A 25,925-nucleotide genomic window follows, 5' to 3' on the forward strand; every position below is an offset into this window, starting at 1 on the left:
CAGGCAGACCACCGACAGCGGGGGCGTCAGCCTGCGACCCGCTTCATCAGCGCGATGGCGCCGAATGGAGCGCGGACCTTGCCCTCGGTGATGAAGTAGACGAACACGTCGCGTGGCTTGACCGGCGCGTCGGTTGAAGGAGCGACACGCGGCAGGTCGGCCGGCACCTTGCCTTCCGCCCAGGTTTTTGCGCGCGCCGCCCATTCATCGAGCGCCTTTGGCGTGTAGCAATCGGGATTGTCGTCGCTGCCGGTCTGCAGCCGCGCATAGATGAAATCGCCGGTGACGTCGGCAATCCCCGGATATTTGGCGTGGTCGGCATAGACGATGGCGGCCTTGTGCTTTCGCGCCAAGGCGGCGAACTCCGGCACGACGAAGCTGTCGTTGCGCACCTCGACCGCATGGCGCAGCGCAACGCCGTCCTGCTTTTCCGGCAACAGCTTGAGGAAGGCCTCGAAATCGTCCGGGTCGAATTTCTTGGTCGGCGCGAACTGCCACAGGATCGGCCCGAGCTTGTCGCCAAGTGCCGCGACGCCCGACCCGAGGAAGCGCATGATCGATTCCCCGGCCTCGCCGAGCACGCGGCGGTTGGTGACGAAGCGGTTGCCCTTCAGCGAATAGACGAAACCATCCGGCGCCTCGTTGGCCCATTTGACGAAGGTCGGCTCCTTGAAGCTCGAATAATAGGTGCCGTTGACCTCGATAGTGGGCACCTGCCGGCTGGCATAATGCAGTTGCTTGGCCTTCGACAATTTGTCCGGGTAGAAGGACGTGTCCCACGGCTCGAAGGTCCAGCCGCCCATGCCGGCGCGGATTGTTCCTGATTGAGTCATGGTCGTCCTCCCGGTTTGCAGAAAAGGATCACGCGATGGCGGTCGTCTCGACGGCTTTCGCCATGTCGACGATCGTCCATCCTGGCCGATATGGATTGGGCCGGCGACCCGTTTCGCGAAAGCCGTAGGCCTTATACAACGAAACGTTCCGTTCCATTCTGGCATTGGTGTAGAGTCGGATTTCAGGCAAGCTCCACAAGCGCGTCTGTTGCTCGGCCCAGTCGAGCAGCCCGATGCCGAAACCCTTGCCCTGAAAGGCGGGCGCAACGGCGACGCTGAAGATCATTGTATGGTCCGCATGTCGTTCGAGAACGATCAAGCCGGCCGGCTGTCCGTCCTGCTCCGAAAGCCAGACCTCGCCGCGTTCTATGCGCGGCGCATAGTCCTCGGTGACGGGGATCGGCGGCGCTCCGAACAGGGCAGTGTAGGGCGCGTAGGCGTCGGTGGTGAGCGAGATCACCGTGGGGAGATCATCGGCCCGAGCGGCTCTCATGATCAAAACTGGCCCGCGCCGGCAGCGGCCGCAATCACCTTGTCCATGCTGGCCGCTATCGCGGCGACGGCATTGCGACTGGCGTCGCCCAAGCCGTGGCGCTCAGCGAGCCAGTGCGCGTCATTGTAGGAGAGCCAGACCTTGCCTTGCTTATCCTCCCAAGCCAGTGCCTTGACCGGCAGATCGATGCCGGCAAGCTGCCGGTCCTGCATCAGCGGCGTGCCGCCTTTCGGGTTGCCAAAAATCAGAAGCTGGGTCGGACGCAGAGAAGCTTCGACACTGCGCGCACCGGCGGCGTGGTCAATGCGGGCGAAGACCAGCAATCCTGCACGTTCCACAGTCCCGACCAGGCGATCGATCGTCTCGGCCACGCCGAAGCGGCTTTGGACCGTGATGAGACCGTTCTTTGCCATCACTCCGCCGCTTCGCGCTTGCCTCCGGGGCGCCGCTCCAGCAATTCCCTCAGGAACTGCCCGGTATAGCTGCGTTTTTCGCCAACGATGTCCTCAGGCGTGCCGGACGCTACCAGCTCGCCGCCGCCGTCACCACCTTCGGGGCCAAGATCGAGCACCCAGTCAGCGGTCTTGATCACCTCTAGATTGTGCTCGATGACAACGACCGTGTTGCCCTGGTCGACCAGCTCGTGCAGCACTTCAAGCAGCTTGGCGACGTCGTGGAAATGCAGGCCGGTGGTTGGCTCATCGAGAATGTAGAGCGTCTTGCCGGTCGCCTTGCGCGACAGTTCCTTGGCAAGCTTGATGCGCTGCGCCTCGCCGCCTGACAAAGTCGTTGCCTGCTGGCCAACATGGATGTAGCCGAGGCCGACCCGTTTCAGCGTCTCCAGCTTGTCGCGCACACCGGGCACGGCGGCGAAGAAATCGACGCCTTCCTCGACCGTCATGTCGAGAACGTCGGCGATTGATTTGCCCTTGAACAGGACGTCGAGCGTCTCGCGGTTGTAGCGCTTGCCGTGGCAGACGTCGCAGGTGACGTAGACGTCGGGCAGGAAGTGCATCTCGATTTTGATGACGCCGTCGCCCTGGCAGGCCTCGCAGCGGCCGCCCTTGACGTTGAACGAGAAGCGGCCCGGCTGGTAGCCGCGTGCCTTGGCCTCCGGCAGGCCGGCGAACCAGTCGCGGATCGGCGTGAAGGCGCCGGTATAGGTTGCAGGGTTGGAGCGCGGGGTGCGCCCGATCGGCGACTGGTCGATATCTATGACCTTGTCGAGGAATTCCAGCCCCTCGATTCGGTCATGCTCGGCCGGATGCTCGCGCGAGCCCATGATGCGGCGCGACGCCGCCTTGAACAGGGTCTCGATCAGGAAGGTCGACTTGCCGCCGCCGGATACGCCGGTGACGGCGGTAAACGTGCCGAGCGGGATTTCGGCGGTGACGTTCTTCAGGTTGTTGCCGCGCGCGCCGACGACCTTCAGCCGGCGGTTCTTCTTGGCCTCACGCCGCACAGCCGGCGTCGCCACTTCGAGCTCGCCCGACAGATATTTACCGGTGATCGAAGCGGGCGTCGCCATGATCTGCTGCGGCGTGCCCTGGGCGATGATGTGGCCGCCATGAATGCCGGCTGCCGGGCCGATATCGACGACATAGTCGGCGTGCAGGATGGCGTCCTCGTCATGCTCGACGACGATGACCGTATTGCCGATGTCGCGCAGATGCTTCAGCGTGTCGAGCAGGCGGGCATTGTCGCGCTGGTGCAGACCGATCGACGGCTCGTCCAGCACGTAAAGTACGCCGGTCAGGCCGGAGCCGATCTGCGAGGCAAGACGGATGCGCTGGCTCTCACCGCCTGAAAGCGTGCCGGAGTTGCGCGACAGCGTCAGATAGTCGAGACCGACATCGTTGAGGAAGCGCAGCCGCTCGCGGATTTCCTTGAGCACGCGCACCGCAATCTCGTTCTGCTTGTCGTTGAGCGAAGCGGGCAGATCGGTGAACCACTGGTCGGCCTTGCGGATGGACAGCTCGGTGACCTCGCCAATGTGCTTGCCGGCGATCTTGACCGCGAGCGCCTCGGGCTTCAGCCGATAGCCGCGGCAGGCCGGGCAGGGCGTGGCCGACATGAAGCGCTCGATCTCCTCGCGCATCCAGGCGGATTCCGTTTCCTTCCAGCGGCGCTCGAGGTTGGGGATGACGCCCTCGAAGGTTTTCGTCGTCTTGTAGGAGCGCAGGCCGTCATCGTAATGGAAGGTGATTTCGCGCTCGCCGGTGCCGTGCAGGACGGCTTGCTTTGCCTCCTCGCTCAAATCCTTGAACTTGTCGCCGAGCTTGAAGCCATAGGCAACGCCCAGCGCTTCCAGCGTCTGCGCATAGTAGGGCGAGCTCGACTTCGCCCAAGGGCTGACGGCGCCGGCGCGCAGCGAGACATTCTCGTCGGGCACGACCAGGCTGGCATCAATGGCGCGTTGGCTGCCGAGCCCGTCGCATGTCGGGCAGGCGCCGAACGGATTGTTGAAGGAGAATAGCCTGGGCTCGATCTCGGGAATGGTGAAGCCGGATACCGGGCAGGCGAACTTTTCCGAGAACAGCATGCGTTCATGCGTCTCGTTCTTCGATTTGTTGACCGAATCCTCGCCGGTCTGGCTGGCGTCGAGCGGCTTGTCGGCAAATTCCGCCACCGCCAGCCCGTCGGCCAGCTTCAGCGCGGTCTCGATGGAATCGGCGAGCCGCGTCGCCAAATCGCCGCGCACGACGATGCGGTCGACGACAACGTCGATGTCATGCTTGTACTTCTTGTCCAGCGCCGGCACGTCGGCGATCTCGTAGAAGACGCCGTCGACCTTGACGCGCTGAAAACCTTTCTTCTGCAGCTCAAGCAGTTCCTTGCGGTACTCGCCTTTGCGGCCGCGCACCATCGGCGCCAGGATGAACAGCCGAGTTCCTTCCTCGATCGCAAGCACCCGGTCGACCATCTGCGAAACCGTCTGGCTCTCGATCGGCAGGCCGGTGGCCGGCGAATAGGGGATGCCGACGCGGGCGAACAAAAGCCGCATATAATCGTAGATCTCGGTGACGGTGCCGACCGTCGAGCGCGGGTTCTTCGAGGTGGTCTTCTGCTCGATGGAGATGGCCGGCGACAGGCCGTCGATCTGGTCGACGTCCGGCTTCTGCATCATTTCGAGGAATTGCCGCGCATAGGCCGAAAGGCTCTCGACATAGCGGCGCTGGCCCTCGGCATAGATGGTGTCGAAGGCAAGCGACGACTTGCCGGACCCCGACAGGCCGGTCATGACGATCAGGCTGTCACGCGGCAGATCGAGATCGACATTCTTCAGATTGTGTTCGCGTGCCCCGCGAATGGAGAGATATTTATGGTCGGCCATCGCCGGTCGCCGCCTCAGAATCTGGAATTCGTGGGATGGGCGGGTTTTCCCGACCACCCCCTATGTAGGCAATTTCGCCGCCTTTTCGAGAGACGCCACAACTCTCGACCAAAGCGTTTAACCGCCTTTCGCGCGAACGGGCAAGCGGAAAGAACAAAGGCCGAACACGCTCCTGACAAAAGCTGCCCGTGGGGCCGGCTTCCCAAAACGTCTCGCGATCACATTTTTCGGTAATCGGCTATTCAAGGTTGACGTCCCTGCACCGTGGGGGCAGACTCCAGACGTCAACGAAGCCGGCCGTCTTTCGATGGCCTCGCGGCCTGGGGCTAGCCTGCGAGACGCCGCGGGTTATGCGATGAGCGCTTCGACGACGACAGTCGCAACGAACAGAAGGAGAGCAGAGGCATGACTCCACCGGATTGTTCCTTGAGGCTCCACGTGTCGCTGGAGCCGCGGCAGGTATAAGTGGCCAGGGTCAGGCGTTTTCGCTGCCCGCCAAACGGACCTGCTGATCCCCATAAAATCAGAGACTGCTAGTCGGATCGTCGGCTGAACGCCGCGAAGCATCCGAAATAAAAAGCCGGCAGTACACTCCCGGCAATTTGGATTTCAGATCCAAGAAGCCCCGTCAGTTGCAAAAGCAATGGCGGGGCTGTTCGTTTGAAGCGCAATATTTGTGGTTCACACTAGGCGAACTTAGCGGCTGGAGGGCCTGATCCCGCCGGTAGCGACATCGATGGTGATGCTGCCGGAAATCCGAACGTCGGTATCGCCAATCTTGAAGGTGCCGTTGCCGCTGCCTGGAGCCACGTCGTCAGGCTCAGGCTGCGGCGCTGGCTCGGCGATGCGATAATCGCTGGTCACACCGGGCAGGGCGCCCTTTTGCGAAGACGTCGAATTATCTTGGGCAAGTGCCATACCCACCAGCATGTTCGTGCCGGCTACGGTAGCGATGGCAAGGCATAACAGGCTGGATGAGCGGCTGGCGGTCATCGCCGGACTATAGTGCCGCGATAGCGGCAAGACCAGACCGATGGCGCTGAAATTGCGGGCGCTCAATCGCCTCAGTCCCGTCCGCCGGCCCGGCTCGATCATGCGGCCTGCTTGCGAGTGTCGAAAACATGGTCGACGAGGCCCCAATCCTTGGCCTCCTGCGCGGTCATGAAAAAGTCGCGGTCGAGCGTGCGTTCCACTTCTTCGTAGGTGCGGCCGCAATGGCGGGCGTAAAGATCGGTCATGCGCCGCTTGGTGCGAAGGATGCCCTCGGCATGGCGCTGGATATCGGAGGCTTGGCCCTGGAAACCGCCGAGAGGCTGATGCAGCACGATGCTGGTGTTGGGTAGCGCGATGCGCCGCCCCGGTGTGCCGGCCATCAAAAGGAACGAGGCCATCGAGGCGGCGAAGCCCATACAAACCGTGGAGACCGGGCAGCTGATATACTGCATCGTATCGTAGATCGCGAAACCGCTGGTCACCACGCCGCCCGGCGAGTTGATATAAAGCGAGACCTCCTTGTCGGGATTGTCGGATTCCAACGACAGAAGCTGGGCGCAGACCAGCGCCGAGGTGCCGTCGTCGATCGCCCCGTTGATGAAGATAATGCGCTCGCGCAGCAGCCGCGAAAATATGTCGAAGGCACGTTCGCCGCGGCTCGACTGCTCGATCACCATCGGCACCAGATTGGCAAGGCCGCTCATCGGTTGTCTCCGTTGACTGTTGTCGTTCAGGCCGCGCGCAGGAAGAGGCGCGGGGTGTTTGCGGCGATCTGCTTGTGCCTGGGAGTGCGCGCTTCAAAGGAAAGCCGGCAACCGGCGCCTGGCATCGCGATCTCCGGCACTGCTGCCCGAGCAAAACCATCATGGACGATGCGCAGATGCGTGCCGCCGGAAACGGTGCGGTCGAGCGTAAAGGTGACGATGCTGTCCACTGGGCTGTCGTTCATTGCGCTGTCCAGGGGACTGCCGGGCGGCACCTGCGTATCGCCGGGCGCCGGCCGCTCCCGCCAGGAATAGCGCAGCAGCCGTCCGGGATCCGCGTCGAGGATTTCGCACTCGATCGGCGCATTCGGCGCTTTAAAGGCAAAGCGGTTGCCGATTTCGGGCTTGATGTCGTTCGGCATCATCCAGGCCGCGAGCAGGTCCGGCACCGTCAGCGCCCGCCACACCTTTTCCGGCGGCTCGGGCAGCTCGCACTCGAACTCGATCTTGTCTGCGGCCATTTCGGCGCGTTCTTTGCCTCGGCTGGTCATTGGTCCATGTCCTTCAAAACCGTCTTGAGCCTTTCGATGCGCTCTGGCCAGAACGCACGGTAGCGTTCGATCCAGCCGAGCAGTGGCGCAAGCCCCTTCGGATCGATGCGGTAATAGGCGTTGCGACCGGCCCGGCGCTCGACCACGAGGCCGGCGCCGCGCAGCACTGCGAGATGTTGCGATACCGCCGGCTGCGATACCGGTATGCCAGTGCGCAGTTCCGACACCGTCATCTCGCCGTCGGCGAGCCGCTCATAGACGGCGCGACGCGTTGGATCCGCTAGTGCCCGAAAAATGTCTGCTTCGATCATGCCGAAAGCATAAGTCAATACTTATCGGTTTGGCAAGCCGTGTTTTTTAAGACAGGCGGTGTTTTTTAAGACAGGCGAGGTTTTACAAACTCGCTGGAAGCCAGCGTCTCACCATGTCGGGGGATCCGTTGAACGTCGCCTCGAAAACTGGTGACGCGAGCACAGCATGAATATGAAGCAATTCGGAGCCGACGTTTCGGAAGCCATGTTGCCTGTGCGCGGCAACAACAAGCGACTGTCCGGCAGTCAAGACGAGATGCTCTTCGTCGATCCACATCTCGGCCCTGCCAGCGATGACGGTAAGCACTTCCTCGACCGGGTGCCAATGTGTCGGGGCGCCAACCGCGGGTTCGACCCATTGTTCGAATATGCAAAGTTGAGTTGCGCCGTTGCAGGCCGAGACATGCATGCGGGTCTTTACTCCCGTCCGCCATTCTTCTTGCGGCTGATCGTCATGCGCAACCATCTTCATGCGTTCGCCTCGATCCCATGGTCTGTGGAAATTCGACGCCAAGACACTACTTCTTACTGACAACTATTGACAGTGCAGGGCCTCTCCTATAGAACGAAAAGAGAACAAAAACCTTGTGGGAAAAGGCAGCGACGGCAGGCAGGGATTGTCCATAGCCTGTAAGGTGCGGCGACAAAAATTCGGTTTCGGATGAGCGCGGAGAAGTATCATGGCGGGTAGCGTCAACAAGGTCATTCTGGTGGGCAACCTCGGGGCGGACCCTGAAATCCGCCGCTTGAATTCGGGTGACCCGGTCGTCAACATCCGCATCGCGACGTCGGAAAGCTGGCGCGACAAGACATCCGGAGAGCGCAAGGAAAAGACCGAGTGGCACAATGTCGTGATCTTCAACGACCAGATCGCCAAGGTGGCCGAGCAGTATCTGAAGAAGGGCATGAAGGTCTATGTCGAGGGCCAGCTGCAGACGCGCAAATGGCAGGACCAGACCGGCAATGACCGCTATACGACCGAAGTCGTGTTGCAGAAATTCCGCGGCGAGCTGCAGATGCTCGATGCGCGGGGCGAGGGCGGCGGCCAGGTCGGCAACTATGCCGGTGGTGGTGCGAGCCGCGGTTCCGATTTCGGCCAGTCCGGCCCGGGCGAAAGTTTCAATCGCGGTGGCGCCAACAAGGGCGGCGGCGGTGGTTCGTCGCGCGAGCTGGACGACGAAATCCCGTTCTGATTTCCCGGGGCGGACTGCCCTTGCGGCGAAAAGCGCCGGCACCTTGGCCACGAAATGGCGTCCCGAAAATCTGTCTTGGATTTTCGGGACGTTGTGCGTTTGAGCGGTGAAAGGACGTATCAGGTGAAGGCAAGGGTCAAATGGGTCGAGGAGCGCACTTTCGTTGGCGAGTCCGCCAATGGGCACAAGCTGGTGCTAGGCACTGCGTTCGGGCCGGAGGGCAAGACGCCGGGGCCGAGCCCAATGGAACTGGTGCTGATCGGCACTGGCGGCTGCTCGGCCTATGACGTGGTCCATATCCTCGAAAAGGGGCGCGAGGCGGTCGAAGATTGCGTGGTCGAACTCGATGCCGACCGTGCAGAAGCCGATCCCAGGGTGTTCACCCGCATTCACATGCATTTTGTCGTCAAGGGCCGGGCGCTATCACACGACAAGGTGAAGCGGGCGATCGGGCTTTCGATCGAGAAATACTGCTCGGCCTCGGCAATGATGGCCAAGACTGCCGAGATTACCCACGACTTCGAAGTCATTGAAACGACAGCGAAGTAGGGCTGTTCCTACGTCGCCATCAGCGCCTTGATGCCGTCGGCGACGAACTGCACGGCGAGCGCCGCCAGGATGACGCCGAGCAGCCTTGTCAGGATCGAACGGCCGGTTTGGCCGAGGATACGGTCGATGCGCTCTGACAGCACGAACACCAGGTAGGTGATGACGAGGCAGATGGCGATGATGCCGACAAGGGCTGTCTGCGCGCCCAAACCCTGAAACGAGCTTGAGAGCAGGACGGTCGCCGAAATCGCGCCGGGACCGGCAATAAGCGGGATCGCCAGCGGAAAGGCGGCGATGTTGTGGATCATGTCCCTGGTGATGGCGACGTCGCCGATCTTCTCCTTGCGGTCCTGCCGGCGCTCGAACACCATTTCGAAGGCGATGAAGAACAGCAGAAAGCCGCCGGCGACGCGGAAGGCCGGCAGAGTGATGCCGAAGACTGACAGGATCGACGCGCCGGCGATTGCGAACAACGCCATTACCAGGAAGGCGATGACCGAGGCGCGCACGGAGACCTGGTTGCGCTCCTCGCGGTTCATGCCGCGGGTCACGGCGAGGAAGAGCGGCGCCAGGCCGGGCGGATCGATCGTCACCAGTATGGTGACGAAGGCGTTGAACAGGCTGTCGAAGCTCGGCATGCTGACCCTCCCCGCCGGCAAAGCCGGATAACGGGATTGGTAGAGCAAAGCGGAGCCAGTGGAAACCGTGCGGATCAGGGGCTGACGGCCCGGCGCGCCAGAAACTCGACTTCGAGACGCCAGGTGGCGCCGTCGTCCTGTGAGCGTTCGCCCAGCCAGCGGAACGAATTTTCGGTGATGCGCGAAAAGCTCCAGCGCACAGCAGATCCGGTGCCGTCTGCGCCTTGCTGGATGATGGTGTCGCCCTCGGCACGGCCGAGCTGGCGGCTGTAGTACTGATTGCGCGGATCGCTCCAGAAGATGTGCCAGGCGTCAACGCCGGGATCGTAGACGCGCAACGTTGTGCCATAGAAGGTCCATTTGCCGAGCGAGGGCGAGGGGCCGGCGTCACGGGCAGGTAGGATCCATACGTCCTGGATCGCGCGGCCTTCGAGCGCCCAGCCGAAATGCACTTCGCCGCGCCCGGTCAGCACCTGACCGTCCTCGAGATGGCGCGTGGCGTCGAACGTCCAGGCGCCGACGAAGCGGCCATAAAGATTCAGTTTCTCGGCAAGGGCCGGTACGGGCCCATCGCTGTGCAGGGCCTTGGCAAAGGAATTGGACATGGCTTCGCTCTCATCTTGTCAGGAGACCGGCAAGCATAGAGGCCGACAGGGGTTCTGTGCTTGGGAAAAGTTGCTATGTTTCGGCGATGACGACGAGCGCGCACAGGCTGGCGTCGGGCCGAGGCTGGCAGGTGTCGGATGTCATCTGCACCGCCAGCGCCGCCGACAGGCCATTCGAGGAGGAGCATCGGGATTTCTGCGTTGCCGCCGTAACCAACGGCACCTTCCGCTATCGTGCGCGCGAGGGCACGGCGATGCTGGCGCCGGGCGCGCTCCTGCTCGGCAATCCCGGCACATGCTACGAATGCGGCCACGAGCATGGCGCCGGCGACCGTTGCCTCTCCTTCCATTTCGGACCGGCCTATATGGAGCGGATCGTCGCCGACGTGCCGGGCGCGAAGACGCTCGATTTCGGCACGCCGCGCCTGCCGCCCTTGCCGGCGCTGGTGCCGCTGCTTGCCGAAGCGGAGGCGGCGCGCGAGATGGCCGACGCCGGCGCGTTCGAGGAACTCGCCCTGCGCATTGCCGGTGCCGCGGTAACAGCGGCTTGCAGCGCTACGGATCGGGGACGGACGCCGAGCCGCCGTGACCAGAAGCGTGTCGCCGAAGCGGTGCGGCGCATCGAAGTCGATGCCGACCGGCCGATCTCGCTTGCCGAACTCGCCGACGAGACCGCCACCAGCCCTTACCATTTCCTGCGCACCTTCCGGCACGTTGCCGGTATGACGCCCTACCAATTCCTGCTGAGAGCGCGGCTGCACAGGGCAGCCGTGCGGCTGCGGACGTCGGATCAGACGATTTCGGCGATTGCCTTTTCGGCGGGATTCAACGATCTATCAACCTTCAATCGCCGTTTCCGGCGGCTGATGGGCGAGGCGCCGGGTACTTATCGCGCCCGCCGGCGACGCCCGTGAAAGGGTGCACGGCCATATCGTCGCAATTGGTTTATCCTTTTGAATTTGCCGCTAAAAACCACACTGGAAAACTGCCGCGATTGTTGGAGTTTCAGGCTGGCTTCCTATATAAGCACCAAGTGATTCCTGATTAGATTGTGATCCGATTTGACCGACCAAAAGACACCGCGCGGCGCCGACGGCGGCCCCACCGGCATCGAGCCGATATCCATCATCGAGGAGATGCAGCGCTCCTATCTCGATTACGCCATGAGCGTGATCGTCAGCCGCGCACTGCCGGACGTGCGCGATGGCCTCAAGCCGGTGCATCGCCGCATTCTCTACGCCGCCTATGAGAGCGGCTATCACTGGAACCGCAAATATGTGAAATCGGCACGCCCGGTCGCCGACGTGATGGGTAAATACCATCCGCATGGCGACGCCTCGATCTACGACGCTTTGGTGCGCATGGCGCAGGATTGGTCGCTGCGCGTGCCGCTGATCGACGGGCAGGGCAATTTCGGCTCGATCGACGGCGATCCGCCGGCGGCGATGCGCTACACGGAATCGCGGCTGACCAAGGTCGCGCATGAGTTGCTGGAAGACATCGACAAGGACACAGTCGATTTCCAGGACACTTACGATGCGTCCGGCAGCGAACCGAAAGTCCTGCCGGCGCGCTTCCCGAACCTATTGGTCAACGGCTCCGGCGGTATCGCCGTCGGCATGGCCACCAACATCCCGCCGCACAATCTGGGCGAGGTCTGCAACGGCGCCATTGCCCTCATCGATAATCCGGCGATCGACCTTCCGGCGCTGATGGAGATCATTCCGGGACCGGATTTCCCGACGGGCGGCATCGTGCTTGGCCGTTCCGGCATCTACAGCGCCTATTCGACCGGCCGCGGCTCCATCGTCATGCGCGGCCGCGTCAACGTCGAGGCGCGCGGCAACGATCGTGAATCGATCGTCATCACCGAGGTTCCCTATCAGGTGAACAAGGCGTCGATGATCGAGAAGATGGCCGAGCTGGTGCGCGACAAGCGCATCGAGGGCATTTCCGACATTCGCGACGAGAGCGACCGCCAGGGTTATCGCGTCGTCATCGAACTGAAGCGCGACGCCGTCGCCGATGTCATTCTCAACCAGCTTTACCGCTTCACCCCGCTGCAGACGTCCTTCGGTGCCAACATGGTGGCACTGAACGGCGGCAAGCCGGAATTGCTGACTCTGACCGACATGCTGAAGGCGTTCGTCGCCTTCCGTGAGGAGGTGATCAGCCGGCGCACAAAATTCCTGCTGCGCAAGGCGCGCGACCGCGCCCATGTGCTGGTCGGCCTTGCCATCGCTGTTGCCAACATCGATGAAGTCATCAAGCTGATCCGCAGCGCTCCGGACCCGCAGACGGCGCGCGAGCAGTTGATGGAGCGGCGCTGGCCTTCGGGCGACGTGGAATCGCTGATTCTTCTGATCGACGACCCGCGCCATCGCATCAACGAGGATGGCACCTACAATCTCTCCGAGGAGCAGGCGCGCGCCATCCTCGAATTGCGCCTGCAGCGCCTGACCGCGCTCGGCCGCGACGAGATCGCCGACGAGCTGAACACGATCGGCGACGAGATCAAGGACTACCTGGACATCCTCTCGTCCCGCGCCCGCGTCCAGCAGATCGTCAAGGACGAGCTCATCGCCGTGCGCGACGAGTTCGGCACGCCGCGCCGTACCGAGCTCGCCGAGGGCGGGGCGGACATGGAAGACGAGGACCTGATCCAGCGCGAGGACATGGTCGTCACGGTCAGCCATTCCGGCTACATCAAGCGCGTGCCGCTATCGCTCTACCGGGCGCAGCGCCGCGGCGGCAAGGGCCGCTCCGGCATGTCGACCAAGGAAGAGGATTTCGTCACCCGGCTGTTCGTCGCCAACACGCACACGCCGGTGCTGTTCTTCTCCTCGCGCGGCATCGTCTACAAGGAAAAGGTCTGGCGCCTGCCGATCGGCAACCCGCAATCGCGCGGCAAGGCGCTGATCAATATGCTGCCGCTCGAACAGGGCGAGCGCATCACCACGATCATGCCGCTGCCGGAGGATGAGACGAGTTGGGGCGAGCTCGACGTCATGTTTGCCACCACGCGCGGCACCGTGCGTCGCAACAAGCTGTCGGACTTCGTCCAGGTCAACCGCAACGGCAAGATCGCCATGAAGCTGGACGAGGAGGGCGACGAGATCCTCGGCGTCGAGACCTGCACCGACAATGATGACGTGCTTTTGACGGCAAGTTCCGGCCAGTGCATCCGCTTTCCGGTCAGCGACGTACGCGTCTTCCAGAGCCGCAATTCGGTCGGCGTGCGCGGCATTGCGATGGCCGATGGCGACCGGGTGATCTCGATGGCGGTGATCGAGCATGTCGATGCGCCGCCGGCGGAACGTGCCGCCTACCTCAAGCGGGTGGTGGCCGAACGCCGGCTCGCTGCTGACATCGCGGCCGGCGAGGAGGAAGAAATCCAGCTCACCAATGAAGAGGTCGGCGAAGAGGCGGAGCTTTCCGACGACCGCTATGAGTTCCTCAAGGCGCACGAGCAGTTCGTGTTGACGGTGACGGAATATGGCTACGGCAAGCGTTCATCGTCCTACGATTTCCGCCTGACTGGCCGTGGTGGCAAGGGTATTCGCGCCACCGACGTCTCGAAAACGGCCGAAATCGGCCGCCTGGTGGCGACCTTCCCGGTCGGCAATGACGATCAGATCATGCTGGTTTCGGATGGCGGCACCGTCATCCGCGTCCCGGTCAACGGCATTCGTTTCGCCAGCCGCGCCACCAAGGGCGTTACTATCTTCAATACCGCAGAGGGCGAGAAGGTCGTTTCGGTGGAGCGGATTTCAGAACCGCAAGCCGACGAGGAGATCGAAGAGAGTGTCGATGCTGAAGGTGGCGCTTCCACCGATGCCGAAGGTGGTGAGCCTGATACTACCGTCGAGTGAGTTTGCCACGACGGCGCCAGCCCTATGGGCCGGCGTGTGAAGACACCCCAGCAATCTAGAAGTGGCGATAAGGCTTGCGGTTGCCGAAGCGTTCGAACCGCTTGGTATTGGCCTTGGCGCGGACGCGCTGTGCTTCCTGATGCAACCCGAATACGGTAGCGATCAGCATGGCGACGGTCATTGCGGTGGCGAGGATGTAGATCAGCATGTGCATGTTCTCCTGCGCCTAACAACGATTCGATGGGTGTTTGGTTTCATCTTCTGCAGCGGCAACTTAGTGAACACTGCGTGAAGCTGTTGTGAGCGGCACATTCATCTGTCGTTCACGTCGGCCAAAAGGTTCACGGGGCGGGCTGGCGATCGGATTTGCCTTTAGGGGAGAGGCTCGCTAGAAGCACCTGCCATGACCGAACGCATCGCCCTTTATGCCGGCTCTTTCGACCCGCTGACCAACGGCCATCTCGACGTGCTGAAGGCGTCGCTGGCCGTGGCGGATACAATCTATGCGGCGATCGGCATCCATCCCGGCAAGAAGCCGTTGTTTTCCTTCGAGGAACGGGTTGGCCTGATCGAAACGGCCGCGAAGGCGGAATTCGGCAGCGACGGTGCGCGTATCAAAGTAGTCGCCTTCGACGGGTTGGTGATCGATGCGGCCAGGAAGCATGGCGCCTCGATCATCATCCGCGGCCTGCGCGACGGCACCGATCTTGACTATGAGATGCAGATGGCCGGCATGAACGAGACCATGGCGCCGGAGCTGCAGACCGTGTTCCTGCCCGCCAGCCCTTCAGTGCGCACCATTACCGCCACACTTGTGCGCCAGATAGCTTCGATGGGAGGCGACATCCGCCCCTTCGTGCCGGCGGCCGTGGCCGGCGCGCTCACCGCCAAATTCGCGAAATAAATGCATGTCACCCAAAAGTGGAACCCGGCTTTGGGTAACGACATGCATGAACGAAGATATTCGGAGAAAGATCCCATGCAGCTGAAAAAGCTTGCCTTCTTGCTTGCCGTGCTTGCCGGTCTTGTGACCGCATCCGTGTCGGCCTTTGCCGCCGATCCGGAAAACTCCATGATCGTAACGCTGAAGGACGGCGACGTGACCATCGCGCTGAGGCCCGACCTTGCGCCGAAGCACGTCGCGCAGATCAAAAAGCTGGTGCGCCAGGGCGCCTACGACAACGTCGCCTTTCACCGCGTCATCGACGGCTTCATGGCGCAGACCGGCGACGTCAAGTTCGGCAACATGAAGAGCGGCTTCAATGCCGACGCTGTCGGCACCGGCGGCTCCGATCTTCCTGACCTGCCGGCCGAATTCTCCAGCACCGAGCACTACCAGCGCGGCGTGGTCGGCATGGCCCGCTCCGACGATCCGAATTCCGCCAATTCGCAATTCTTCATCATGTTCGCGCCGGCACCGCCGCTCGATGGCCAGTACACCATCGTTGGCAATGTCGTCAGCGGCATGGAGCTGGTGGACCACATCAAGAAAGGCGACGAGGCGCAGAACGGGACGGTGACCGACCCCGATCGCATGATCAAGGTGCGCATCGCCGCGGACGGCAAGTAACCCCAATTGTTCAAAAGGATATTTCTGACATGGCCGAAATCAAGGACCGCGAGAACGCGCTTATCATGGACACGACCAAGGGCAAGGTCGTCATCGAATTGTTTCCAGATCTGGCGCCCGGCCATGTCGGCCGTATCAAGGAACTGGTACGCGAAGGCGCCTATGACGGCGTGGTCTTCCACCGCGTCATCGACGGCTTCATGGCGCAGACCGGCGACGTGAAGTTCGGCAATTCCAACAAGCCGTCTTTCGCGCCATCGCGCGCCGGCACTGGCGGTTCCGACAAGCCCGATCTGAAGGCCGAGTTCTCCAACGCCAACCACGGCCGCGGCACCTGCTCGATGGCGCGCTCGCAGAACCCGAACTCGGCCAATTCGCAGTTCTTCATCTGCTTCGACGATGCCGCCTTCCTCAACCGCCAGTACACGGTATGGGGCCAGGTCATCGAAGGCATGGACAACGTCGACAAGATCAAGCGCGGCGAACCGGTGCAGGATCCTGACAAGATCGTGTCGCTCAAGGTCGCGGCCGACGTGAAATGACCGGCCGGGCTGTCGCGGCCATCGCATTTGTGCTCGTCGCGGCGGCCACCCCGGCGCTGGCGACGGAATCGATCGTCTGCAGCGCCGACGGCGGCGCGGCATCGATTGATGTTTTGATGGGACACACGGCCGTCATTGCGGTCGCGCGTGTGTGGCTGGATGCCGGCGGCAAGACATGGACCACGGACGGACAGGCAGGCTCAACGAAAGTCATCGTTGGACAGGCATTCGAAGACGACGAGCGCATGCTGATCGATCTCACTGATGAGGGCCTCAGCTCGATCGTCGCCAGATTGCGGCTGGTCAAGGCCAGCGAGCAGTCCAGCTTCGCAATGGGCGGTACGCTGAGCATAGACAGTGTCGGCGCCTGGGCGGTGACCTGCCCGGAACCTTGAGGCGGGGATTTCTTGCGCGTCGATCTTTTCGACTTCGATCTGCCGGAGGAGCGCGTCGCGCTTCGCCCAGCCGAGCCGCGCGACAGTGCCAGGATGCTGGTGGTCAGGCCGGGTGAGGGGCTCGAAGACCGGACGGTGCGCGACCTGCCGGCCCTGCTCAAGGCCGGTGATGTGCTGGTCTTCAACGACACCAAGGTCATTCCGGCGCAGCTGAAAGGCATCAGGCGGCGCGGCGAAGCAGCAGCGCAGGTCGAAGCCACGCTGCATATGCGGATGGCGCCCGACCGGTGGCTCGCCTTCATGCGTCCGGGCAAGCGCATCGCCGCCGGCGATCGCATCCATTTCGGTCATGACGCCAATTCCTGCTTTCTCGGCCAGCTCGACGCGACAGTTGTCGAGAAGGGAGAAGGTGGCGAGGTGCTGCTCGGCTTCGACCTGTCAGGTCCGTTCCTCGACGAGGCGCTGCATGCCGTCGGCCACATCCCGCTGCCGCCCTACATCGCTTCCAAGCGTGACGACGACGAACGCGACCGCAGCGATTACCAGACCATTTATGCCAAGGAGGAGGGCGCCGTGGCCGCGCCGACGGCAGGGCTGCATTTCACGCCGGAGCTGTTTGCGACGCTCGACGCCAAGGGCATAGAGCGCCGTTTCGTCACGCTGCATGTCGGCGCCGGCACGTTCCTGCCGGTGAAGGCGGACGACACCGCCGACCACAAGATGCACGCCGAAACCGGTTCGGTCAGCCCGGAAACCGCCGCGGCGCTGAATGCGGCGAAAGCAAAAGGAGGGCGCATTATCGCCGTCGGCACGACATCGCTGCGCTTGTTGGAGAGCGCGGCTGGCGAGGACGGCAGGCTGGCAGCATGGTCAGGCCCGACCGACATCTTCATCACGCCCGGCTATCGCTTCAAGACCGCAGACATGCTGATGACCAATTTCCATCTGCCGCGTTCGACGCTGTTCATGCTGGTTTCGGCCTTCTGCGGTTTGCAGACGATGCGCGCGGCCTATGCGCATGCGATCGAGAACCGCTACAGGTTTTATTCCTATGGAGACGCAAGTCTTCTGTTCAGGGAGGATACCGATGGACGATGACCTGGAAACCTTCGGCCGCGAAGCCTTGATCGCCGAGGTCAGGAAACTGCGCGCCGGAATCCGCCAACACCGCGACGCCACCGGCCATGATCTGTGCTGGCATCATCCCGACCTCTGGTCGCTTTTGCCCGAAAAGACCGAGCCGGCGATTGCCGTGCCGCCGTGGCCGAAATTCATGCGCGGCTGCATCCGCTACCGGCAATCACTCGACAAGCAGGCCCCGGACGCGCCGGTATTCGACAAGGAGTTCGATGGCTAGGGAATTCAATGACTGACGCATTCACCTTCAAGGTGCTGGCGACCGACGGCAGGGCGCGGCGTGGTGCAATCACCATGCCGCGCGGGGAAATCCGCACGCCTGCCTTCATGCCGGTCGGTACCGGCGGCACGGTGAAGGCCATGTATATGGATCAGGTGCGCGGCGTCGGCTCGGACATTATCCTCGGCAACACCTACCACCTGATGCTGAGACCCGGCGCCGAGCGCGTGGCGCGGCTCGGCGGCCTGCATGAATTCGCCCGCTGGCAGCATCCAATCCTGACCGACAGCGGCGGCTTCCAGGTGATGTCGCTGTCGAAGCTGCGGAAACTGACCGAGAACGGCGTTACCTTCCGTTCGCATATCGACGGCGGCGCCTACGAGATGTCGCCGGAGCGTTCGATACAGATCCAGGGGCTGCTCGATTCCGACATCCAGATGCAGCTCGACGAATGCACGGCGCTGCCGGCCAAGCAGAACGAGATCGAGCGTGCCATGGAGTTGTCGTTGCGCTGGGCCGAGCGTTGCAAGACGGCATTCGGCGAGCAGCCCGGCAAGGCGATGTTCGGCATTGTGCAAGGCGGCGACGTGCCGGATCTGCGGCTGCGCTCGGCGCAGGCGCTGAAGGCAATGGAGCTGAAGGGCTATGCGATCGGCGGGCTGGCTGTCGGCGAGCCGCAAGCGGTGATGCTGGAGATGCTCGACATCACTTGCCCGGAGCTGCCGGCTGACCGGCCGCGCTACCTGATGGGCGTCGGCACCCCGGACGACATCTTGAAGTCGGTTGCGCGCGGCATCGACATGTTCGACTGCGTGATGCCGATGCGGGCAGGGCGCCACGGCCTTGCATACACACGGCGCGGCAAGGTCAATCTGCGCAACGCCCGCCATGCCGACGATCCGCGTCCGCTCGACGAGGAAAGCGACTGCCCGGCCGCACGCGACTATTCGCGGGCCTATTTGCACCATCTGGTGCGCTCGCAAGAGGCGCTTGGGGCGATGCTCCTGACCTGGAACAATCTGTCCTATTACCAGCAGCTGATGCGCGACATTCGTGAAGCGATCGAGGCTGGCAGGTTCGCCGAACAAGCCGAGATCATCACGCAGCAATGGGCAAACGGTGACCTCGCCGTCCGATAGGCATGCTCGCCAGGAATCCGGCTCCAGGGAGGAGTTGCCCCTGCCATGAACTGTTTTGAAACGACTGCCTAATAAGCATTGCCGGACGACATCAGGCGAGGATCAAGAACCTGTTCGTTTCGGGGCAAGTTTCAGTTCCTGGCACGACGGTGCGGACGAACGGCATCGCCGAGCTTTCGCCTTCGACCCCCATCGCGGTTCAGCGATGGACGGCTGGGTCGTTGCTTGCCATTCTGGCGATCGCAGTGACCGGCCTGGTCTTGCGCTTACTTGGCGCGCGCGGCGACCTTTGGCTGGACGAGATCTGGAGCTTTGCGCTGATCGAGCCGCTGACCTCGATCGACCAGATATTCTGGCGCGTCAATCACGACAACAATCATTTCCTCAACTCGGTCTATCTCTATCTCATTGGCCCCGATGTTTCGCCGCTGATCCAGCGAGGTCTGTCGATAGCATTAGGTGTTGCCACGATCGGTGCGGCGGCAACGAGCGCCTTATCGCGCGGACGACAGGCGATGATTGCCACAAGCCTGTTGTTTGCCGTGAGCTACCCAATGATCCATTACGGCTCGGAGGCGCGCGGCTATGCCGGCCTTGTGCTGTTCACGCTGCTGTCGGTCGTTTTTCTGGAGCGCCGGCTCGACAGTAGACGGTGGTCTGGCGTGGCCCTGGCAGCGGCGATCCTTTTCGGCTTCCTGTGCCACCTCACCATGATCGGAATGGTGGCGGTCCTCGCAATATGGACCGCCTGGCTCGCCTGGCAGCGTACGGCGAAGGTCGGCCGTGTCGTTGCGGACCTGGCGTCGATCTTCCTGCCGGGCTTGCTTGCCGTGTTGCCGCTGGCTGTCGGCGTGTTTGTCGGCGGCAGGCTGTTCGGCTTCAGTGTCGGTGGTGTTTCGCCGTTCTCGATTGCCGCCTTCGCGCAGGGCTATGGCGGGATGATCCGCTCTCTGTTCGCGCTGCCACCCTGGTTCGGCGACGGGCCCTATATCGTTGCCGCCTGCGGTCTTGTCGGCCTCTCCGCCGGTGTCTGGCGCGGTCGAAGAGCCAGCCTTTATGCCATCGGGATTATCGGACTGCCTTTGCTCATGGCGGAGGCGCATCTGCCCAACCTTGAGTTCCCGCGCTATTTCATCATCAGCGGAACATTGCTGCTGCTCTGGGCCGGCGAGATGATTGGCCGCGGCCTGGATGCTCGCGGGACTGCCAGGCTGCTTGCGATGGGAGCGCTGGTGATCGTGGTGGGTGGAAGCATTTCGTCGCTGCTTCAGTTCTATCAATATGGACGCGGCTCCTACGCCGCTATCGTCGATGAAATGACCAGGAACGGCGCAACCACCTATGCCAGCGACGGCAATTTCCGCACCCCCATTGTCGTCGACTATTTTGCGGCGCGAATGGATCGTCGGGCATTGCTGGTTCCAGACGACGGGATGTGCACCGAACGGCCCGCCTGGCTGGTCCTCGAGGGGGACGTGGACAAACAAGCCGAACATGTCGAACCGACGGCCGCATGCGCTCTGGCCTATGAACGGGCCGATGCGTCGAGGCATTGGGGGTTTTCAGGCCTGAGCTGGACGCTCTACCGGCGACAGGATTGAAACACCCCTTTAGGTGCTGAGCGACGTGGACGCACGCAGGCTGCAGCCGGTGATCCGAAAGCTGCCGTCAGGCTGTAGTTCTAGCGTGTAGACCGCCTCGTAGTCCTTGCCATCCGGGCCGACGATCAGCACTTGCTGGATGATCGAGGTCGGGCTCGTCTCGCGAACCTTGCCGAAGGAGTAGGTCTGCGGCTGGCGCACCGGCGGATAGCCGTTGGTCACCATGTTCATGAAGGTATCGACGGTCGGAAAGATGCGCTTCACATTCGGTGCGGCAAAGCTGTAGGCCGTCATTCCGTCATTGGCGATGAAGGCCCTCAACTGCCCATCGATGACCGTCTGCGCCGCTTTGACTTCGGCGTCGCCAGCAAAGGCCTGGGATGCGAAAATGAATGGAACGACTGCGAATGCGAAAAACGCGCGGCGCATGGCCTGTCTCCGTTGTCCCTGAGAAATCGCTGCCTGAAGGTACATGATACCATACGCTTTGCAGTGCTTCAGGGTTTCAGCCGAGCGCAAACATTCGGCGTGGCAGTCCGTGTCCAGACCGAGACGCATTGTCGAGGCGAGAACAGCCTGAGCGATTGCCGATGCTTGAAAGGCGAACGGCAGTCTGCCACAAGGGCCGCTCGATTATACCTAGAGCGTGCGATGTGAGCAGGACCAGGCAATGAAGGCATTTTTCGTGCAGATAAAGTGCGATCTGGGCAAGGCCTACGACGTTGCCAGCGCCCTGGCCGATGCCGAGATTGCTTCGGAAATCTACTCGACAGCCGGAAACTACGACCTGCTCGCCAAATTCTATGTCGACGACGAGGAAGACATCGGCCACTTCGTCAACGAGAAAGTGCAGATTCTTCCCGGTATCAAGGACACGTTCACGGTCGTCACCTTTCGCGCGTTTTGATCCGCATCCGGCATCTGCCCGGACACCAGGCAAAGCCTGATCAAGGCCCTATTGGTGCTGCCTTAATTTTAGGCAAGTGCGATATACTGATCGCCGGCGCCCAACAAATCACCGATTGCGCTTGATTTTCTCCAGCGAGGCCAGTGAAATGGCGCCACAGGGGAGTATGCGATTGGCAGCGTTCGATGAAATGCTTCCGGAAGTTTCCGGGCTGAGAAAACCGTATTCGGCTTACGATCGCTGGCTGAAGGAACAGGACCCGGCCAGACTTACCGAGAAGATGCAGGACGCCGAACGCGTCTTTCGCAAGACAGGCATCACTTTCGCCGTCTACGGCGAGCAGGAAGCATCGGAGCGGCTGATACCCTTCGATATCGTTCCGCGCATCATTTCGGGCAATGAATGGCGACGGCTGACGCAAGGCATCGAGCAGCGCGTCCAGGCGCTGAACGCCTTTCTCGACGACATCTACCATCGCCAGGAGATCTTGCGCGCCGGCCGGGTGCCGAAGGAGTTGATCGCCAAGAATGAGGCGTTCCTGCCCGAGATGATCGGGGTGCGGCCGCCGGCCGGCGTCTATACCCACATCATCGGCGTCGACATCGTACGCATCAGCGAGAACGAGTTCTACGTGCTGGAGGACAACGCGCGCACGCCGTCCGGCGTCTCCTACATGCTGGAGAACCGCGAGACGATGATGCAGCTCTTTCCCGAGCTGTTCCAGCAGATCAAGGTGCGGCCGGTTGAGAATTACCCGCAGCTCTTGCGCCAGTCGCTGGCGGCAGTGCGGCCGCAAAGCACCAAGGGCGCGCCGACCATTGCCGTGCTGACGCCGGGCAGCTTCAACTCGGCGTATTTCGAACATGCTTTCCTTGCCGACCAGATGGGCGTGCAGCTTGTCGAAGGGCAGGATCTGCGCGTCGTCGATGGCCATGTCGCGATGCGCACCACCGAGGGCTACAAGCAGATCGACGTGCTTTACCGTCGTGTCGACGACTCGTTCCTCGATCCGCTGACCTTCCGCCCCGACTCGGCACTTGGCGTGCCGGGCATTATGGACGTCTACCGCGCCGGCAACATCACGATCGCCAATGCGCCGGGAACCGGCATCGCCGACGACAAGGCGATTTATTCCTACATGCCCGAAATCGTCGAATTCTATACCGGCCGCAAGGCGATGCTCGGCAACATCCCGACCTGGCGCTGCTCGGAGCCGGACAGCCTGAAATACGTGCTCGAGCACATCGATGAATTGGTTATCAAGGAAGTCCACGGCTCCGGCGGTTACGGCATGCTGGTCGGTCCGGCGGCGACCAAGAAGGAATGCGAAGAGTTTTCCAAAAAGCTCGCGGCAAAACCGTCGAACTACATCGCCCAGCCGACGCTGGCGCTGTCGACCTGCCCGATCCTGACGGACAAGGGGCTGGCGCCGCGCCATGTCGATCTGCGCCCCTATGTGCTGGTTTCCGACCGTATCCAGATCGTGCCCGGCGGGCTGACCCGAGTAGCGCTCAAGGAAGGCTCGCTGGTCGTCAATTCCTCGCAAGGCGGGGGCACGAAGGATACGTGGGTGTTAGATGATTAGAGTGGAAGTAGTGAATAGTGAATGGTGAATAGTGAATAGTGAATAGTGAATAGATAAGGATATGGGTCGTTGATGTTGGTGAAATGCCCTGAAGTGAAGCGCGCGGAATCGTGCCCTGGAATCTGGATAGTCACCATTCACCATTCACCTTTCACTATTCACCACAGGACCGCCTGACATGCTTCTCGGCCGCACCGCCAACGGGCTCTACTGGATGAACCGCTACATCGAGCGGGCGGAAAACATGGCGCGATTGGTGGATGCCGGCCTGCGCATGGCGCTGACTCGTACTCAGAACGCTTCGGAGGAGTGGAATTCGGTGCTGCTCAGCGCCGGTTCGGACGCCAGCTTCACGCAGAAATATTCCGACTACACCGCCGCCAATGTCGCCGACTATCTGCTGCGCGACACATCGAACCCGTCGAGCACGATGTCGTCTATCGAAACGGCCCGTAACAATGCCCGCATGGTGCGTACCGCACTGACGCGTGAAACCTGGGAAAGCATCAACGAAGCCTGGATGTCGCTGAAGCGGATGCTGGCCAAGCCGATCGACGAGCGCGACCTGCCCAACGCGCTCGACGCAATCAAGCGCGAGACGGCGCTGATCCGCGGCTCGTTCTACGGCACGATGCTGCGCAACGAGATTTTCGATTTTTCGCAGCTCGGCACTTATGTCGAACGCGCCGACAACACCGCGCGCATCCTGGATGTGAAATACTACGTTCTGTTGCCGTCGATCTCCTGGGTCGGCTCGACGCTCGACAACTACCAGTGGGAATCGATCCTGCGCTCGGTGTCGGCGCACCGTTCCTATCGCTGGGTCTATGATGCCGACTACAAGCCGAGCAACATCGCCGATTATCTGATCCTCAACGTCCGCATGCCGCGCTCACTGACCTTTTGCTACCGCTTCCTGACGGAGCATCTCAAATTCCTGGGTGACGACTATGGGGAGCGCCACGCCTGTCATGCGACGGCTGCCAAGACCCAGGCCATGCTGACGGCCGGGTCGATCAAGGATATTTTCGACGCCGGCCTGCACGAATTCCTAGCCAATTTCATCCGCGACAACACCAGGCTCGGCGACGAGATCGCGCAGGATTACAGGTTCTATTGAGCATGATCCAAAAAGGCGGAGATCGGTTTTCGGAAAAGCTCATGCTCCAGGGACGAGAGCGATGCGGCTGAAGATCACCCACCGAACCGAATACCGCTACGATGCGCCGGTGCAGTATCTGTTGCAGCGTTTGCGGCTGCTCCCGGTGAACGGGCGCACTCAGACGGTACTGTCCTGGGCGCTGAAGATCGAAGGCGCACGCGAGGAAGTGCGCTTCACCGACCATTTCGGCAATGATACCCGGCTGTTGAGCGTCGAGGGCGAGCGCGACTTCATCACCGTCGAAGCAGCCGGCGAAGTGGTGACGCGCGACACCGCTGGCGTCTGCGGACCGCACCAGGGTTTCGCGCCGCTCTGGCTGTTCGGCCAGGAAACGCCGCTGACGACGATCGGCAGCGGCATTCGCGAGCTTGCTGCCTCGGTCGGCAAGGGTACCGACATCGAAAGGCTGCACCGGTTGATGGCGGTGATCGGCGAGCGCGTCGCTTATACGCCGGACACCACCAACGTGACGACGCCGGCCGAAGAGGCCCTGGCGCTCAAGACCGGCGTTTGCCAGGACCACAGCCACATCTTCGTTGCCGCGGCGCGTGCCATGGATTTTCCGGCCCGCTATATCAGCGGCTACCTGATGATGGATGCGGCCATCGAGCAGGTGGCAAGCCACGCCTGGGCCGAGGCGCATGTCTCGGGCCTCGGCTGGGTCGCCTTCGATGTCGCCAACGGCATTTCTCCGGACGAGCGTTATGTGAAGGTGGCGACCGGCCGCGATTATCGCGACGCCATGCCGGTATCTGGAATTCGGCTGGGACAGGCGGAAGAACAGCTTGCGGTCACCGTCACCGTGGAGCAGTAATCCCCGGCAAGATTGTTGCCAAAGAGATTCGATGACCTATTGCGTCGGCCTGAAGATCGATCGCGGGCTCGTGTTCATGTCGGACACGCGCACCAACGCCGGCATGGATTCGATCTCGACCTTCAGGAAGATGCATGTCTGGGAAGAGCCGGGCGAGCGCGTCATCGTTTTGATGTCGGCCGGCAATCTGGCGACGACGCAGGCCGTGGTCAGCCTGCTCGACGAACGCACCAAGGCAGTGGCGGAGCGCCGTGCCACGTTGCTCGAAACGCCCTCCATGTACCAGACAGTCCGGTTGGTCGGAGACACCGTCAAGGAGGTCATCGCCAGTTCGTCGCCGGCTGGCGAAAAGGCGGACTCCTACTTCAACGCCTCCTTCATCCTTGGCGGTCAGATCAAGGGCAGCCCGCCGCGCCTGTTCATGATCTATCCGGAAGGCAATTTCATCGAATCCACCGACGACACGCCGTTCTTCCAGATCGGTGAGACCAAATACGGCAAGCCGATCATTATCCGCGCTTATGAAAGGACGATGAGTTTCGCCGAGACGGTGAAGTTGCTGCTGGTGTCGTTCGACTCGACGCTGAAGTCGAACCTGTCGGTCGGCCTGCCACTCGACCTGCTGTTCTATGAAAAGGACACTTTCAAGGTCGGCCTCAAAAAGCGAATAAACCAGGACGATCAATATTATCGTACGATCTCGGATAGCTGGTCGAACGCGCTGAAGACCGCCTTTGCCAGTCTGCCTGATTTTCCCGAATGAAAACCTTCGTTTTT

General features: G+C 61.9%; 30 protein-coding genes. 17 read left to right on the top strand and 13 right to left on the bottom strand.

The window, feature by feature from the left end; genetic code table 11:
* Positions 1 to 26: 26 nt before the first annotated feature.
* From NKI16_RS04200 to NKI16_RS04240, 9 genes are all read right to left on the bottom strand, one after another.
* The gene (locus tag NKI16_RS04200; protein WP_352575000.1) at positions 27 to 833 is read right to left on the bottom strand and encodes a DUF72 domain-containing protein; all 807 of its coding nucleotides are present in this window, start codon (positions 831 to 833) and stop codon (positions 27 to 29) included.
* Positions 834 to 861: 28 nt separating this feature from the next.
* Positions 862 to 1,332, bottom strand: coding sequence for a GNAT family N-acetyltransferase (locus tag NKI16_RS04205; protein ID WP_352568740.1), 471 nt, complete (start codon positions 1,330 to 1,332; stop codon positions 862 to 864).
* Positions 1,329 to 1,739 (bottom strand): DUF302 domain-containing protein, encoded by a 411-nt coding sequence (locus NKI16_RS04210; protein ID WP_352782848.1) that lies wholly within the window; start codon positions 1,737 to 1,739, stop codon positions 1,329 to 1,331. The genes NKI16_RS04205 and NKI16_RS04210 overlap by 4 nt, the downstream gene beginning before the upstream one ends.
* Positions 1,739 to 4,660: an excinuclease ABC subunit UvrA gene (gene uvrA / locus NKI16_RS04215; protein ID WP_352622609.1), complete on the bottom strand. Its 2,922-nt coding sequence runs from the start codon at positions 4,658 to 4,660 to the stop codon at positions 1,739 to 1,741. The genes NKI16_RS04210 and uvrA overlap by 1 nt, the downstream gene beginning before the upstream one ends.
* Before the next feature lie 696 nt (positions 4,661 to 5,356).
* Positions 5,357 to 5,755 carry a hypothetical protein gene (locus tag NKI16_RS04220; RefSeq protein WP_352622607.1) on the bottom strand — a complete coding sequence of 133 codons (399 nt, stop codon included), beginning with the start codon at positions 5,753 to 5,755 and terminating at the stop codon, positions 5,357 to 5,359.
* The gene (locus NKI16_RS04225) at positions 5,752 to 6,357 is read right to left on the bottom strand and encodes an ATP-dependent Clp protease proteolytic subunit (protein ID WP_023674863.1); all 606 of its coding nucleotides are present in this window, start codon (positions 6,355 to 6,357) and stop codon (positions 5,752 to 5,754) included. The genes NKI16_RS04220 and NKI16_RS04225 overlap by 4 nt, the downstream gene beginning before the upstream one ends.
* A gap of 26 nt (positions 6,358 to 6,383) precedes the next feature.
* The gene (locus tag NKI16_RS04230) at positions 6,384 to 6,908 is read right to left on the bottom strand and encodes an SRPBCC family protein (protein WP_023674864.1); all 525 of its coding nucleotides are present in this window, start codon (positions 6,906 to 6,908) and stop codon (positions 6,384 to 6,386) included.
* On the bottom strand, positions 6,905 to 7,219 hold the full coding sequence (locus NKI16_RS04235) for an ArsR/SmtB family transcription factor (RefSeq protein WP_023674865.1): 315 nt from the start codon (positions 7,217 to 7,219) through the stop codon (positions 6,905 to 6,907). Before NKI16_RS04235 ends, NKI16_RS04230 begins: the two co-directional genes overlap by 4 nt.
* Before the next feature lie 82 nt (positions 7,220 to 7,301).
* Complete coding sequence (locus NKI16_RS04240) at positions 7,302 to 7,691, bottom strand: cupin domain-containing protein (RefSeq protein ID WP_023674866.1); 390 nt, start codon at positions 7,689 to 7,691, stop codon at positions 7,302 to 7,304.
* Between the two features lie 208 nt (positions 7,692 to 7,899).
* Between NKI16_RS04240 and NKI16_RS04245 the strand changes: the two genes are divergently transcribed.
* Both NKI16_RS04245 and NKI16_RS04250 read left to right on the top strand, forming a co-directional pair.
* Positions 7,900 to 8,412 (top strand): single-stranded DNA-binding protein, encoded by a 513-nt coding sequence (locus NKI16_RS04245; protein ID WP_023674867.1) that lies wholly within the window; start codon positions 7,900 to 7,902, stop codon positions 8,410 to 8,412.
* A gap of 123 nt (positions 8,413 to 8,535) precedes the next feature.
* Positions 8,536 to 8,961 (top strand): OsmC family protein, encoded by a 426-nt coding sequence (locus NKI16_RS04250; RefSeq protein ID WP_023674868.1) that lies wholly within the window; start codon positions 8,536 to 8,538, stop codon positions 8,959 to 8,961.
* A gap of 8 nt (positions 8,962 to 8,969) precedes the next feature.
* On the opposite strand, the gene NKI16_RS04255 is transcribed toward NKI16_RS04250, so the two are convergent.
* Together NKI16_RS04255 and NKI16_RS04260 are read right to left on the bottom strand one after the other, a co-directional pair.
* Positions 8,970 to 9,599, bottom strand: coding sequence for a MarC family protein (locus tag NKI16_RS04255; protein WP_023674869.1), 630 nt, complete (start codon positions 9,597 to 9,599; stop codon positions 8,970 to 8,972).
* Positions 9,600 to 9,673: 74 nt separating this feature from the next.
* A complete protein-coding gene (locus NKI16_RS04260) occupies positions 9,674 to 10,204 on the bottom strand; it encodes a hypothetical protein (RefSeq protein ID WP_023674870.1) in 531 nt (176 codons plus the stop codon).
* A gap of 86 nt (positions 10,205 to 10,290) precedes the next feature.
* Here NKI16_RS04260 and NKI16_RS04265 point away from each other — a divergent pair, with 86 nt between their 5' ends.
* Positions 10,291 to 11,118 carry a helix-turn-helix transcriptional regulator gene (locus tag NKI16_RS04265; protein ID WP_023674871.1) on the top strand — a complete coding sequence of 276 codons (828 nt, stop codon included), beginning with the start codon at positions 10,291 to 10,293 and terminating at the stop codon, positions 11,116 to 11,118.
* Positions 11,119 to 11,265: 147 nt separating this feature from the next.
* Entirely contained in the window at positions 11,266 to 14,076 is a 2,811-nt protein-coding gene (gene gyrA, locus NKI16_RS04270; protein ID WP_023674872.1) for a DNA gyrase subunit A, read from the top strand.
* 55 nt (positions 14,077 to 14,131) lie between these two features.
* Here the strand turns inward: gyrA and NKI16_RS04275 are convergent, their stop codons facing one another.
* A complete protein-coding gene (locus NKI16_RS04275; RefSeq protein WP_023674873.1) occupies positions 14,132 to 14,284 on the bottom strand; it encodes a hypothetical protein in 153 nt (50 codons plus the stop codon).
* A 195-nt stretch (positions 14,285 to 14,479) separates the two neighbouring features.
* On the opposite strand from NKI16_RS04275, the gene coaD reads away from it, so the two are divergent.
* From coaD to NKI16_RS04315, 8 genes are all read left to right on the top strand, one after another.
* A complete protein-coding gene (gene coaD / locus NKI16_RS04280) occupies positions 14,480 to 14,980 on the top strand; it encodes a pantetheine-phosphate adenylyltransferase (protein ID WP_023674874.1) in 501 nt (166 codons plus the stop codon).
* A 75-nt stretch (positions 14,981 to 15,055) separates the two neighbouring features.
* On the top strand, positions 15,056 to 15,646 hold the full coding sequence (locus tag NKI16_RS04285; protein WP_023674875.1) for a peptidylprolyl isomerase: 591 nt from the start codon (positions 15,056 to 15,058) through the stop codon (positions 15,644 to 15,646).
* A 29-nt stretch (positions 15,647 to 15,675) separates the two neighbouring features.
* Positions 15,676 to 16,188, top strand: coding sequence for a peptidylprolyl isomerase (locus NKI16_RS04290; protein WP_023674876.1), 513 nt, complete (start codon positions 15,676 to 15,678; stop codon positions 16,186 to 16,188).
* Positions 16,185 to 16,583 (top strand): hypothetical protein, encoded by a 399-nt coding sequence (locus NKI16_RS04295; RefSeq protein ID WP_023674877.1) that lies wholly within the window; start codon positions 16,185 to 16,187, stop codon positions 16,581 to 16,583. The genes NKI16_RS04290 and NKI16_RS04295 overlap by 4 nt, the downstream gene beginning before the upstream one ends.
* Before the next feature lie 12 nt (positions 16,584 to 16,595).
* The gene (gene queA / locus NKI16_RS04300) at positions 16,596 to 17,681 is read left to right on the top strand and encodes a tRNA preQ1(34) S-adenosylmethionine ribosyltransferase-isomerase QueA (protein ID WP_023674878.1); all 1,086 of its coding nucleotides are present in this window, start codon (positions 16,596 to 16,598) and stop codon (positions 17,679 to 17,681) included.
* On the top strand, positions 17,671 to 17,940 hold the full coding sequence (locus NKI16_RS04305; protein ID WP_023674879.1) for a hypothetical protein: 270 nt from the start codon (positions 17,671 to 17,673) through the stop codon (positions 17,938 to 17,940). Before queA ends, NKI16_RS04305 begins: the two co-directional genes overlap by 11 nt.
* A gap of 8 nt (positions 17,941 to 17,948) precedes the next feature.
* Entirely contained in the window at positions 17,949 to 19,079 is a 1,131-nt protein-coding gene (gene tgt / locus NKI16_RS04310; protein WP_352922268.1) for a tRNA guanosine(34) transglycosylase Tgt, read from the top strand.
* Positions 19,080 to 19,300: 221 nt separating this feature from the next.
* On the top strand, positions 19,301 to 20,680 hold the full coding sequence (locus NKI16_RS04315) for a glycosyltransferase family protein (protein ID WP_156937286.1): 1,380 nt from the start codon (positions 19,301 to 19,303) through the stop codon (positions 20,678 to 20,680).
* Between the two features lie 9 nt (positions 20,681 to 20,689).
* On the opposite strand, the gene NKI16_RS04320 is transcribed toward NKI16_RS04315, so the two are convergent.
* Complete coding sequence (locus NKI16_RS04320) at positions 20,690 to 21,109, bottom strand: DUF4864 domain-containing protein (protein WP_023674882.1); 420 nt, start codon at positions 21,107 to 21,109, stop codon at positions 20,690 to 20,692.
* Positions 21,110 to 21,350: 241 nt separating this feature from the next.
* Between NKI16_RS04320 and NKI16_RS04325 the strand changes: the two genes are divergently transcribed.
* The 5 genes from NKI16_RS04325 (at position 21,351) to NKI16_RS04345 (ending at position 25,911) form a co-directional block, all read left to right on the top strand.
* Positions 21,351 to 21,587 carry an Lrp/AsnC ligand binding domain-containing protein gene (locus tag NKI16_RS04325; RefSeq protein WP_023674883.1) on the top strand — a complete coding sequence of 79 codons (237 nt, stop codon included), beginning with the start codon at positions 21,351 to 21,353 and terminating at the stop codon, positions 21,585 to 21,587.
* Between the two features lie 172 nt (positions 21,588 to 21,759).
* Positions 21,760 to 23,172 carry a circularly permuted type 2 ATP-grasp protein gene (locus tag NKI16_RS04330; RefSeq protein WP_023674884.1) on the top strand — a complete coding sequence of 471 codons (1,413 nt, stop codon included), beginning with the start codon at positions 21,760 to 21,762 and terminating at the stop codon, positions 23,170 to 23,172.
* 178 nt (positions 23,173 to 23,350) lie between these two features.
* Complete coding sequence (locus NKI16_RS04335) at positions 23,351 to 24,292, top strand: alpha-E domain-containing protein (RefSeq protein ID WP_023674885.1); 942 nt, start codon at positions 23,351 to 23,353, stop codon at positions 24,290 to 24,292.
* A gap of 61 nt (positions 24,293 to 24,353) precedes the next feature.
* Positions 24,354 to 25,148, top strand: a complete 795-nt coding sequence (locus NKI16_RS04340) for a transglutaminase family protein (protein ID WP_023674886.1) — start codon at positions 24,354 to 24,356, stop codon at positions 25,146 to 25,148.
* Positions 25,149 to 25,179: 31 nt separating this feature from the next.
* On the top strand, positions 25,180 to 25,911 hold the full coding sequence (locus NKI16_RS04345) for a proteasome-type protease (RefSeq protein WP_023674887.1): 732 nt from the start codon (positions 25,180 to 25,182) through the stop codon (positions 25,909 to 25,911).
* The last annotated feature ends 14 nt before the right edge of the window (positions 25,912 to 25,925 follow it).

This window comes from Mesorhizobium sp. M0698 (assembly GCF_040320455.1).
Taxonomy (GTDB): Bacteria; Pseudomonadota; Alphaproteobacteria; order Rhizobiales; family Rhizobiaceae; genus Mesorhizobium.